Source organism: Priestia sp. USM5, assembly GCF_058323215.1.
In genome coordinates, this window is sequence record NZ_JBSGKN010000001.1 from 4,298,854 (window position 1) to 4,311,052 (window position 12,199).

9 protein-coding genes are annotated in these 12,199 nt (G+C 38.6%); all 9 read right to left on the bottom strand.

The genetic code is table 11. The annotated features are described in order from the left end of the window. Nucleotides 1–47 precede the first annotated feature (47 nt). The 9 genes from essA to ACWATA_RS22665 all read right to left on the bottom strand — a co-directional run bounded on the left by essA (nucleotide 48) and on the right by ACWATA_RS22665 (nucleotide 11,988). Nucleotides 48–545, bottom strand: coding sequence for a type VII secretion protein EssA (gene essA, locus ACWATA_RS22625; protein WP_165635424.1), 498 nt, complete (start codon nucleotides 543–545; stop codon nucleotides 48–50). Then, nucleotides 523–3,705 (bottom strand): type VII secretion protein EsaA, encoded by a 3,183-nt coding sequence (esaA, locus tag ACWATA_RS22630; RefSeq protein ID WP_165635425.1) that lies wholly within the window; start codon nucleotides 3,703–3,705, stop codon nucleotides 523–525. Before esaA ends, essA begins: the two co-directional genes overlap by 23 nt. Beyond that, nucleotides 3,702–8,180 (bottom strand): type VII secretion protein EssC, encoded by a 4,479-nt coding sequence (gene essC / locus ACWATA_RS22635; protein ID WP_473050189.1) that lies wholly within the window; start codon nucleotides 8,178–8,180, stop codon nucleotides 3,702–3,704. The genes esaA and essC overlap by 4 nt, the downstream gene beginning before the upstream one ends. Before the next feature lie 12 nt (nucleotides 8,181–8,192). Beyond that, nucleotides 8,193–9,497, bottom strand: coding sequence for a type VII secretion protein EssB (essB, locus tag ACWATA_RS22640; protein WP_048021601.1), 1,305 nt, complete (start codon nucleotides 9,495–9,497; stop codon nucleotides 8,193–8,195). Nucleotides 9,498–9,511: 14 nt separating this feature from the next. Beyond that, the gene (gene yukD, locus ACWATA_RS22645; RefSeq protein ID WP_025752817.1) at nucleotides 9,512–9,751 is read right to left on the bottom strand and encodes an ESX secretion system protein YukD; all 240 of its coding nucleotides are present in this window, start codon (nucleotides 9,749–9,751) and stop codon (nucleotides 9,512–9,514) included. Between the two features lie 93 nt (nucleotides 9,752–9,844). After that, nucleotides 9,845–10,138 carry a WXG100 family type VII secretion target gene (locus ACWATA_RS22650; RefSeq protein WP_028412473.1) on the bottom strand — a complete coding sequence of 98 codons (294 nt, stop codon included), beginning with the start codon at nucleotides 10,136–10,138 and terminating at the stop codon, nucleotides 9,845–9,847. A 369-nt stretch (nucleotides 10,139–10,507) separates the two neighbouring features. Next, the gene (locus tag ACWATA_RS22655; protein ID WP_028412474.1) at nucleotides 10,508–10,900 is read right to left on the bottom strand and encodes an SseB family protein; all 393 of its coding nucleotides are present in this window, start codon (nucleotides 10,898–10,900) and stop codon (nucleotides 10,508–10,510) included. Nucleotides 10,901–10,961: 61 nt separating this feature from the next. Continuing rightward, nucleotides 10,962–11,561 (bottom strand): WXG100 family type VII secretion target, encoded by a 600-nt coding sequence (locus ACWATA_RS22660; protein WP_028412475.1) that lies wholly within the window; start codon nucleotides 11,559–11,561, stop codon nucleotides 10,962–10,964. A gap of 109 nt (nucleotides 11,562–11,670) precedes the next feature. Beyond that, entirely contained in the window at nucleotides 11,671–11,988 is a 318-nt protein-coding gene (locus ACWATA_RS22665) for a hypothetical protein (protein WP_013055102.1), read from the bottom strand. Nucleotides 11,989–12,199 lie beyond the last annotated feature (211 nt).

Here is a 12,199-nt window from a genome sequence, read left to right on the forward strand (position 1 = left end):
TACGTCTATACGCAAAAACCTCGCTGTTGATTAACAGCGAGGTTTTTTCATTTTTTCACAGAAGGCTGAGGGCTAATGCGCGGTATTAAAACCACAAATAATACAACAACCCCCACACCAATCAATAATAAATAAAACCATTGTAGATCTGATGACTTTTCAGAAGCCGTTTGTTCTGTCCGATCTTTCTTGTAGGAAGTGTTTTTAGAAGAAAACAAGTTATATTCTTTTGCTTTCGCAGAAATCGTATTATCTTCAGCTGATGCGTTCGCAAAAAGACTTTCTTTTAAACTCTCTTTCTCTACATCTTCCTCTTTTTCAAATGTAAGATCCTTTATTTCCTCCGGAATATTTCCTACTTCTTTTTTATTTTCTAGCAAAGATTCGGGGTCTAAGTTAATGGGATCATCTTTATATACATTTGGTTTAATCTCTTCAACGTTTCCATCATCAGCTTCAGCCGCTGCTGCTATAGGGAAACAAAGAAGTGAAAAAATAAGAACAACACTTCCAATCTTCTTACTAAGCACTATAGGTTTCATCATTTTCAACCTCTTTAGTCGTCTTTAAAGCACGAATAATAGATGGCAGAACACTTAAAACAGCAGTCATTCCCAGTAATACAATAAGCGCCTGTCCAAACAGAGACTGCGTATCATATTGAATGGACATGTACACTTTAGATACTGGATCTTCGTAATTAAAGTTTGGCATAGATAAGTTAAGAAGCGGGGTAATATAAAATAAAATCAACCCTACTGTCGTCACCCATCCAGCGAAGCTTCCTAATAAGAAAGCAATACGTACAAGTGTAGATGAAGCAAGCAATAAGACGATCGTAAAGATTGACCATTCCATTGCCCGGTCTCCCGATAACGAATAAATATTCAGGCTAAAGATACTTACCATTAACCCTACAATCAAATTCAATAATCCAAAGAGCGTACCTTTTACAAGCATAGGTGCATGTCGGTAGTATTGACTGAAATAGCCAATTAGTAGGCTGCTGATTAAGATAATAACCAAAATGACAACCGGTGGAACCTCTTTTACTTTTTCAGCCGGCACTTCACCGCTTACTTGAAGAGGATTTGCTAAATAATGATAAACGTAATCATTATTCTGTCCATCTACTAATGTATTATTTAACAAGCGGTATACCTGGCCTCGCACCAACTTCGTTGAATCCACGTTTTGGGCCCACTTGCTGTTAAGCGTGTCAGCCTTATCCTGAACTTCATTTACACGCTTCTGCAATTCATCTGTGTACGTGACAACATTAGCTTGTCTTTCACCTAAAGATGAAATGAGTTCGTTCATTCCCTTCAACTCTTGACCCATGCTTTGCTGCAGCGTCATTAAGCCTGTTACGTCCGGAGCTTCTTTCTTTTCTAATGCTTGATCTTCACCTGCGCTAGATTGAAGCTCTTGATTCATTGCATTTGCTTTTTCTTGAATAGCTGATAGCTCTTCCATAATCGATGCTTGTTCAGCATCAACTGTTTGTCCATATTGATCAGCAAAATCTTGCACTGAACTTTGGAACTGTGCTAACTCTTCTTTTGTTAGAGACAGGTTTTGTTGGATTTGCTTACGCGCGTCTTGAGAAGAAACGGTTCCAGCTAACGCCTGCTGCAAACTTCCTTTAATAGAGTCATTGTTAAGGACGCTGTTCTGTATGTCTGTATTTCCTACTTGAGCTAAAGTCAAATCATACTGCGATAAATCACCGTAGTACTTTAACAGATCTTCGGCACTGCTGCTTTTAATCTTACCTGAGAATGTATTGCTCAGCTTTTCCTTTCGAGAAGCTGAAAGGTTTGGAGAAGATAAGATTTTATCTTCTTTGTTTTTAATCATCGTAATGAGACCATCAACATCCGCACTGCCTTTAGAAGGTTTTTTGCCGTCTTCTTTCAACTTTTCATTCTCTTTTTTTAATCGTTCATTTTCTTCTTGAAGCTTAGCAATTTGACTGCTGGACGACTTGGTTGCTTCTTCTAAGTCTTTCTCTGCTTTGTTTTTCTGTGCTGTCAAAGACTCGACGTCTGCTTCCAAACTGGCAATTTTCTGCTTCAGCGCATCCGTATTTTCTCCTGAAGTTTCAGGCTGAACGGTTACATTTTGCAGCTCATCTTTGACCGCCTGTACCTGTGTTTTCAGATTAGCCACTTTTTCAAGCGCACTTTTCACAGCATTGGATGTGCCTGATGTATCAGGTGTATCCGGTGTTTCAGGCGTTCCAGGCGTTTCCGTGTCCTCAGGTGTCTCAGGTGCTTCAGGCGCTTCGGGTGTTTCACTCGTCATGCCTTGAAGCTGCTTTTCTAAATCATCAAGCCCTTTTGATATATCATCAAGCTTTGCTGTTTGCTGAGATAAATCCACTTGAATTGGTTCTGACGTTCCTTCGCCTTGACCGGAATCTGGCTGAGTTCCATCATCTTCTCCAGGATCCGTCGGCGTCTCTCCACCTTGATTAGGATCTGGCTGAGTTCCGTCACCTTCTCCAGGGTCCGTTGGCGTCTCTCCGTCTTGATTAGGATCTGGCTGAGTTCCATCACTTTCCCCTGGATCCGTTGAGCCTCCACCACTATCATTTGATGAAGCTGTCTCTAGCTGCGCACGAAGCGGCTTTAGCTTACTTTCAATTTGATTTAAGGTTATTTGCTCAGACTGCTGTTTGTATGAACTGATGATTTGGCCGTTCAAATCTTGCAGAGCTTTTTCTTGTTCACTGACGTTATCTGCTTGTTGATCTCCAAGTTCTCCAACGGCTTTTTGATTTTCATCCAGCTGCTGTTGAATGGAAGATAAGCCACTAAACACTTGATTGGCCTGCTCATTAAAATTTTGCTTAGAGCTTGGCTGATTAGATTCAAGGGAAGACAACCCTTGTTGAATCGCAGCGACACTTTGAGCCTGCGTTTTTTCAAGCATTTGTTTTTGTGTTTCTTGATATGTTTGATATTGATTTACATATTCAATGAAGCTGTTTAAATTCTTTTCAACCTGTTCTACGTCGCCTTGTCTGTCGCTAGAACCTTTTTCTGCTTTATTTACATTATCTTGGATTTGCTGAAGAATTTTCTTTTGATCATTTAATTCACCTGCTAAATCTTTTGAATTCGGTTTATAAAAAGCGACCATTGTTTTTTGAAAGGCGATTTCTTTATTTAGAATTTTATCGAACTGTCCGCGTACCTTATCCACTTCCTGTGATACATAACTCCAGTACAAAGAGGACATTTCATTATTAACCTTTGTAGTAGCATCTTCTAATTCCCCTACTACTTTTTCCTTATTAACTGCGTTAAGCTGACTTTGAACTTTGTATTCCAAAGTAGCTTTTTCTGGTTTTTTTTCCTGATACGATAAAATATTTTGTGAGAAAGTCGAGGGAATATAAATAACCGCATCATATTTCCCATTCTGTAAACCGCTTGTAGCTGCGCTTCGTCCAAGCACGGTCCATTGATAATCTGACCCCTCCTGTAAAAGAGGAGTCACTTTTTCTCCAAATTCTATCGCTTTTTCACTATTTTCTTTTACTCCATTATCTTCGTTAACAACCGCAATCGTTCTTGTTGAGTTTTCTGTGACTTGTAGCGGGTTGTCTCCAATATACTGGAAAAAGAAAGAAGGAAGAGCCAAAATTAAAACAACAGCTAATATGACTTTAAGTGTATACTTACGCTGTTCGGTCATGTTAAGATCTTCCTTTCACTTACACATAGCGGGATTTGAATTCTTGTTTCTTTTCCACTTTTAATATAATAACCGAAGCCAGGGTTAACGTCGGCTTCTTTTCGGTCATAAGGAAGTGTAAATAAGCTTTGCTCTGTTTTCTTCATCAACAACACAGCTTGGCCAATTTGCTTCACTTCTGTTGTTAACGCGTCAAATCCTTTTGAAAACTCATTGTTGTTCCCTGCAACAATCAAGTTAAAGCCCAGGTGGCTATAATTTTTCATCAATTTTGTAATACGATCCTGCAAGACACTGTCTAAGTTTTGCTGGAATCGTACAAATCCGTCTACCACAAGCATGATCGGGGCAAATGAAAGGCCGTGTACGGTTCCTTCCTGCACTGCTTCCAAATACTTATTTTCACGTCGCTGCAATCGTTCTTCGGTTAGGTCAAGCCAGTCGACGATCTGTTCTTTTGTTTCCATGTAAACAACTTGCTCTTCAGCTGCATAGCTTGATAAACCACGGTCAACCGAATCAAATAGTCCGATTTGCTTCACGCCTTGTTCAAGCGCTGTTTGCAGTATGACTTTCACTACATTTGTCTTTCCTTTTTGCGTCTGCCCCATGACGATACAATGCTTATTTTTCGTAAAGTTCATATGCACCGGTCGAACAAACTCTTCATCTAACCCAAGAGGAATAACTCCTTTTTCGCGAATAACTCTTCTGTCCGTCATAAATTCGGCAAGTACAAGTTTCGATGACAGCATTGGCACCGGCTCCGGAAGAATAGCATCAGCATATTGATTCTTTAATCGTTGAATGTGCAGCTTAACTGCATCAAAAATTTCAAAATCATCTTTTCCTTCCGCAGGTAAAAACAGCTGTGCAAAATAAGGTTGATCCGTTTTGATAATAGCCCGACCTGGAATAGACTCCAGCGCATACGGCGTACGTCCTAAAATAGAATACGCTTCTGAATGATCCATTAAGTAATGAACCACCTTCGTTTTCAAGTTATTCATAAGTGACTGACGAATAGAATTCACGCGCGTTGCGGTAAAGATCATATAAATTCCTAAAGACTGGCCGTCACGCACAAGCTGTGTGAACTGCATTTCTAGATCTTGCATTTCTTCTTTAACAAGATCAAAATTATCAATCGTGATAAAAATTAGAGGAAGCTCTTCTGAACTTAGAGCATTATACATTTTGATATTGCTAACTTCCTGCTGTTGAAATAACTGCTTTCGCCTTGCGATTTCTTGTTTGATAATCGTCATGAATTTTTCAATTTTACGCATTCGATCCATTAAGAAATAATCCGCCGTATGAGGCAGCTGACGAAGCGGCAGCAGCGTACCGTTCCCAAAGTCAAAAATGTAATAATGAAGCTGCTCTGGGCTCTGTCTTTCAGCTAGACTAAGAAGCAACATCATGACTGTAAACGATTTACCGTATCCTGACGAACCAAATATACCAATGTTTCCATCGTCCATCAGCTGATAGTTATATACCGTTTGACTTTGCTTTTCAGGTTCATCAATTAAGCCAATTGGGAATACGCTGTCTCGCTTCTCTTTGTACTCACTGCGAAGCAATCTCTCTTTAAGAGGCGGCAGCCATGGACTATTTAATTTTTTGATACCTAATTCCTGCTGCGTTTGTTCGATTTTTTGCACCACAACATCAATTTCTGCTTCCGCTTGTTTGGATGACGTCTGCTGAGTAGATACATCAGATAAAGGAATCAACCCGAGATCTGTGACAATGGCTACTTCATCTTCAGCCCCATACGTATCTTCCATGTACGGCGCGCCGCTCCAAGCTGACTGAAACAGTTCATACACTTCATTATTTCCAACCTGCAGATAGCCTCGACCCGTCACCGTAATAGAAGCAGCGTCTGCATTTTTTAAGATTTCTTTACTATCAGCGGCATCTTGGACTTTTAACGCTACTTTAAAGCGCGCATTACTCCAAATTTGATCGTCAATAACACCGCCTGGCTTTTGTGTTGCTAAAATTAAATGAACGCCTAGACTACGTCCAATTCGCGCCGCGCTGACTAATTCGCGAATGAACTCTGGTTCTTCACTTTTTAACTCAGCAAATTCATCCGAGATTAAGAATAAGTGAGGCAGAGGTTCTTCTGCCATACCTTGCTTATATAAATCTGTATAATCATTAATATGATTGACTTCATATCTATCAAACAAGCGTTGGCGTCGCTTTAATTCACTTTTAATAGAAGCTAAGGCTCTTGTACTAAAATTCTTACTTCCTTCAATATTTGTAATGGTTCCAAGCAGGTGAGGCATGTTTTTAAACGGCTGAGCCATTCCTCCGCCCTTATAGTCAATCAATAAAAATGCGACTTCATGGGGGTGGAAATTCACCGCTAGAGAAAGAATGTACGTTTGTAAAAATTCACTTTTCCCTGACCCCGTCGTACCTGCAAGTAATCCATGAGGGCCGTGAGCTTTTTCGTGAAGATTTAGTTCAACAATATCTTCTTTTCCTTTTAAACCAATTGGAACCGCTAGCGACTTAGCTGATTCATTGGTGTGCCACCTTTGCACGATATCCAGCTCACCAATTTCTCTTGCTTTAAATAATTCTAAGAATGAAACGCTATTTGGAATTGAGTTGGTCATGCCAACTTGGTGATCCAATGTCCGCAGCATCCTTGCAAATCTTTCATTATAATCAAGCGTGTGTTTATCAAGCTGAAATGGAATATTCACAGCTTTTTGCTTTTGAATTAATATATCCCCCTCGGATTCGTTAATATAACGAACGAGTGTGTGAACATGCTCCGTTAAGCTTTCTTTCGTCTCTGCCGCAAATATCGTAGAGAACCCAAGATGAGGGTGATACCCTTCTAAATACTCTAAGATAACGTGATCTGCAATTAGCTGCTGATTCGTAATAATAAAAACAAAGTGAGGCAAAAAAACCCCTTCTCCTTTTGCTTCATCTAAGTCGCGTTCTCTCAGCATTTCGTAAATAGAAGATAAAAGCTGATCTCTCGTTTGTTCATTATAAATGAAGCCTTTCGCAAAAGAATGAGGCAGCTGAAAATGAGGGAGCCATTTCATCCATTCCCACTCTTTATATTCTTCTTCATCAAAAATGAATACGAATCTCACATCATGATAACTGTGGGAGAATGCCAGCTGTCCTACAAGCTGATGCAGTTCATTCTTCACCGTCTTCATCTTTCCTACCAGACCGATAGAGCCTAAACCTAAGTGAGCGGTAACAGGTGCATTTTTGACTTCTCGATAGACTTTTTCCATGTGCTGAGACTGCTCAAGCAAATCATCAATTTCTCGATTAGCCATATCTCCGCTATTTAAAGAAATTTGGTAGCTTCCAGGAACTGTTCCTTTTCCAAGACGCACCTGTAAGAAATCACTGCTTTCCACAGTTCGTTCCCAAATTCGATCGGAAATCTGTTCTGTTAAATATTTCATTCGTTCAAACGTTGGAAAATGATAAGATAATACATCTCGTTGAACTGATGCTAGTTCTTGTAATTCCTCGCGCTTGTTCTCTAAGTACTTTGTATAAATTCGACGACGACGCTCTTGGCGCTTCTTGCGCTGTTTTTTATCTTTGAAATATTGAACGGTAGATACAATCAGCGTGGTCGTAAACATCATGACAGATATAATAATAAAAATTCCCCTGGGCTGAATAATCGATACCGTACCCATGACTAAAAGCATGACTAATGGGGGTAAAATGGTAAGCCATAAGCTTCGGTTATTTTCATCATTGTCTTGAGACGGAAAGGACAAGCTCACCTTATCATTAGGCAAATCATATATCATGCGCGGTGTCCGTCTATAAACCGGGTACTTCTTTTTCATTTCAGAAATAGGTTGCGCCGTAGCCGGAAGCTTAGATGCATAATCATAGTAGCTTTGAATCTTCAGCAAATCTTTTTCGATCAATTGAATCGTCATAGAAGACCATAAAATAAGATCTCCGGGCTGAAGGTTCCTATTCTCTTCTATTCGGTGTCCATTAAGATAAAGCCGTTCTTGGTTATAAAAGACCTTCCACTTCCCGTTTATCTTTGATAAGTAAAATCCTTCTTTTGGCTCTACTACATACTTTTCTTTCTGCTGATACACATCAGCTGCTTCATCACTTGTGGAAAACGAGACTTCTGATTCGTAATCAATATAATAGACAGCTTCTTTAACAGCCGTCTCTGTAAGGGCAAAGGTTAAAGCCTGTCCTTGTTCTCGCCATACAAACGACTCAGAAACAGATAGCTCTGCTATCCTTTCTTCTCCGTAGGAAACCAAGAGCCGGCCGTTCTTTTCAGATGACAGCGTCATTTGACCTTTCTCAAACGGATAGGAAAAAGTAAACGTTTGATGCTGAGTGTTTCCAACCGTTGCTTGGCGAAAGGTTTTAAAATCTATAGGCAGCTGCTGATACGTTTGCCCACTAACTATCCAAAGCATATTCATACAACTACCTCCCTACTTCGATTGATCTTCCTGCTGTTTTTTCTGCTCTTCTTGTTTCTTTTTCTCGGCTTCTGCAGCTTTCTGTTCTTCTTCCTGCTGCTTGGCCGCCTGTGCTTCCTCAGCCTGTTTCTCTTCTTGCTGCTTGGCTGCTTCCGCTTCTTGCTGATCATTTTCTTTCTTGAATTCTTCCAGTTCATTCGCTACTTTATCAAGCTCTTCTTGCTTTTTATCAGCCGCTAAATCGTTGTCTGTCTTTAGCTGACCTTCGTATTTCATTAATGCATAGATAATTAACGAACGTTCTTCTAACAACCTGCTCACTTCTAAAGCTTTTTTGTTGTCTCCTCGGCCAATGTAAAACCAATAGGCAAAGTACTGAGGATCTGACTGAAGCGTAATAGTCTTTAAAGCATTTGCCTTTTGCTCCTCTCCCAACTTTTCATTAACAAGATAGGAGGTTGCTATTTCGTATTGCACAATTTTAGGCATACTTTCAATATCGTAATCTTCAAGTGTGTCGACTACTTTGCTGTAGTTTTTTTCAAGAAAGTATTCGTTGCTTTCTACAAATGCTTCTTGTTTCGGCTGAGCAAAAAAATAAGAATAAAAAGTATAAATAAGAGCTGGAATTAATAAGACAAGTATACCGACAGATGAAAACTTAAAAATGGTCCAGCGTTTTTGAGGAAGTTGAACAAGTGTCTTTTGATGTTTTTCAATTTGGGTTAGCTTATGCTGAACAAATTGACTCAACTCTTCCTCATTGCTGATATGCATTATTTTTTTAGCGTCTTCTTTTAATTGCAAGGTCTCGTATAACTTAAAATACTGTTCAAATGTATGCGATGAGTCAACGGCCGCCGCTATCGTAGCCTTTAACTCCTGAAAGCTTTGTTCCTCGTTAGGCTCATAAGGAGGTAAACTTTCTTTCACTCCATAATGTAAAAAAGCAGGACTTAAACTTTTATCAAAAATGATATTTTCTGGACAAATCAACAAATGCAGCCTTGAAAAAGAATGCTGCTTTACCTTTTTGATAAGCTGATCTGCAAACAGCCACTTTTGCTGTTCTTCTTTTCCCCTTAATGCTGTAAAAGGTTGAAATTCAGAGGTAGGCTTAATTGTTATTTTAAGTTCATCATCGCTCATCATGATTTCTTTTTGAAAAGCCGTGTTTACATCCTTTAACATTTCAATTTCAACAGAACGATCAAGTCGAATTTTTTCTTTTTGAAAAACAAATGTATATTCATTATTATGACGTGTCATTACAGCTTCGAGCTGCTCTTCTAAGTAAGTCGGTTTCTTCTCTGACATTCTAATAGACTCCTTTAGAGAATTTCGATACAATCACCTGTGGTAATTCCGCAGTTAATCATCGTCTCATTTCCCGAGAAAATAAGATTTTTATTTGAAACACGTATCCACGCACCGTCCTTTGGTGATTGAGTAATCTTTTTAGCTTGCCAAACGATCTCGACTACTTTTTTGATTGAATGATAGTTTGATAGTCGCAAATCGAACCGATCACCTGTATAGTGCTTTAAGTCTACTGTTACTTCTATATACATAGGGTTTCATCACCTCAAAACATAGAAAAAGCGCCTTCATCTTTTGAGAATGGGGCGCTCCTTTTATTACTTCACTTAGATTATTAGATGAAGTTAACCGCGGATTTGGCTAGCGATTTGGTTATCTGTATCTTCAAGAACATTTGCAGAGTCGTCTAATTGCTTAGCAATTTTTGTAAGTAGGTTAGACATTTCAACGAAAGAAGGTTTTAATTCTTCGTATTGAGCAGCAAACGCTTCGCTTGAAGCACCTTCCCACATATCTTGAAGTTGATTTTTCATTGTATCAAGACGGCTTACTAGTTCTTGAACTTGACCGCTTTCGTTAGTATAGCGACCTGACATGTCGCGAAGCTCTGCTGGTGTTACGCGAATAATTCCTGACATACATATCTCTCCTTCGGTTTATATATTTACTATTATTGTAAGAAACTCTAGTGATAAGGTCAAAGGTTACTTGCAAAAGCCTCCAAAAATGAGAATATGTATCTACAAATACCCCTAAAAAATGCAAATAAAACCTAAAAAACCAAGATTTTGTTCTCATTTAAACCTTTTCCATCTAATCTATAGGTACCTATTTAAAGGAAAATAAAAACTATAAGACTATTAAATTACATTTCTATTTATTATCTATAGAACTATTTACTAGTAATAAAAAAGCAGCAGCCTGTTTAAGGCCCTGCCTATATATATCCTATTTATTTAAGATTCAGACATGCTTGAAAAAAGGACATGTGCTTGTTATCGCCTTGGCTACTGCTTAAAATAATTTTTATCTTCTTTTAACATTCTTATTTCTTCCGGGATGAATAATTTTGAGAGAGGCGTGTCAGGATTAAGTAATATGGCTATTTCTTCATTTAATACAGGCAGCATATCCTTAAATGATACACATACGGTCTTTTCATCTTTTAGCATCTGTTCAATCGGATATTTTGACGAAAAAACAGGTAAATATCGATACGCTGCACTTTTCATCGTCTGAACGTAGTGCTCTGCAATTAATATATCTGATGCTACATGTTCTGAGCTAACAACTAGCCATAAATTGCTATTCATTAAAGTTTTATAAAATTGAGCAATTTTTTTATTATCTTTCATTGCTTCAATTAACGATTTTTCTAATAAATTAAATGTATACTTCATTGCTGAGACAACCCTGTAAGGAACTGTACCATTTCACTTCCAGCGCCATCATATACTTCATTCATTCTCTCTTCACTTCCTCTGTGCTGTCACTAAACATAATGTTTGAAGGATTCATCTCCTGACTTAAAATGCCCAATCCCATTTGAATAACCCCATAAGTGAAAAATTCCGTTCGACTGCATGTAGAACCATTCACTACTTTTTCTTCCCAAGACATAGAAAGCGAATTCCACATAACATTAAGAGTACCTAGAGGTTTTTCAATCGTTCTATGCATATTGTCATACGTGTTCCATTCTTTTAAGTTCTTTATGTCATTCCACGTATCTTGCGAATGGGCGCTCCCATCGCTCCATACGCTCGACCAAAACTCCGTCCAGCCTGAAGAGCCTTCTAGCTCTCCATCTGCTTTTCTCATTTGCTCCGCAGTGTCTTTTACTAATAAATGTGCATTTTCCGTTAGCGAATCAAGTTTGCGAATCATATGCTGTAACTCTTCCTGCAAGTCCAGCACTTTATCAATATCTGCAACAGACAAGAAATGTAGATTTGTAGCTTCCCAGCTTAGTTTTTGAAGTGCATCAGCCGTCTGTGAATGAGACTGTTGAATTCGCTCTGCAAATGTCTGCAGCACCTCTGGATTTACTTTTATCTCCATGTATGTCCGTCCCCCTATCTCTTGTAAGCCTTCAGTCATCATCCAAACATTTTTTAAGCCTATACGGAAAGACTCACTTTCTAAAAGAGTGAGTCGATAATGTTATTTATTACGCCGATGCTAGCTCTCTTAATCGTGAAATTTCTAAGCGTAAAGTTTGAAACAATTCATCCCTTACGTCGTACAGATGAAAAGTGGATTGCGTAATATCATTATAAATATCCTCATATGAGCTCTTAGAACGCCCTGACCAATCTGACGCATATTGTTGGTGCGAATTTTGAAACAGATAGATACCTTCTTCAAGAAATTCCATGATACGTTGAACTTCATGTAAATATGATTCTAATTGATCTGCATCTCGACTATATTCTTTGCTTTTTCTTCTTCGCTCTATGTCGTCAAAGAGATCATCAATTGCATCCATAAAATGTCCCCACGTCCTTCTTCCTCTTTTATTAGAAGTCTCTTAAAGTAATGTTAAAATAAGGTTACAAAAAACAAAATCCATCATTCAAACTATTTTCATACCTAGGAAAAAATATCTACATTTCTCTTTTTTTACTTATTTATACAGGGGAAATAGAGAAAATAAACAACGCCAGGCTGCTGTAATAAAGCAGTAGACGTTGCTTTTT

Excerpts from the sequence above, each read along its gene's own strand:
- ACWATA_RS22665 (WP_013055102.1), bottom strand. The coding sequence starts at position 11,988 with ATGGATGCAATTGATGATCTCTTTGACGACATAGAGCGAAGAAGAAAA.
- essB (WP_048021601.1), bottom strand. The coding sequence starts at position 9,497 with ATGTCAGAGAAGAAACCGACTTACTTAGAAGAGCAGCTCGAAGCTGTA.
- yukD (WP_025752817.1), bottom strand. The coding sequence starts at position 9,751 with ATGTATATAGAAGTAACAGTAGACTTAAAGCACTATACAGGTGATCGG.
- essC (WP_473050189.1), bottom strand. The coding sequence starts at position 8,180 with ATGAATATGCTTTGGATAGTTAGTGGGCAAACGTATCAGCAGCTGCCT.
- ACWATA_RS22650 (WP_028412473.1), bottom strand. The coding sequence starts at position 10,138 with ATGTCAGGAATTATTCGCGTAACACCAGCAGAGCTTCGCGACATGTCA.
- essA (WP_165635424.1), bottom strand. The coding sequence starts at position 545 with ATGATGAAACCTATAGTGCTTAGTAAGAAGATTGGAAGTGTTGTTCTT.
- ACWATA_RS22655 (WP_028412474.1), bottom strand. The coding sequence starts at position 10,900 with ATGAAGTATACATTTAATTTATTAGAAAAATCGTTAATTGAAGCAATG.
- esaA (WP_165635425.1), bottom strand. The coding sequence starts at position 3,705 with ATGACCGAACAGCGTAAGTATACACTTAAAGTCATATTAGCTGTTGTT.
- ACWATA_RS22660 (WP_028412475.1), bottom strand. The coding sequence starts at position 11,561 with ATGGAGATAAAAGTAAATCCAGAGGTGCTGCAGACATTTGCAGAGCGA.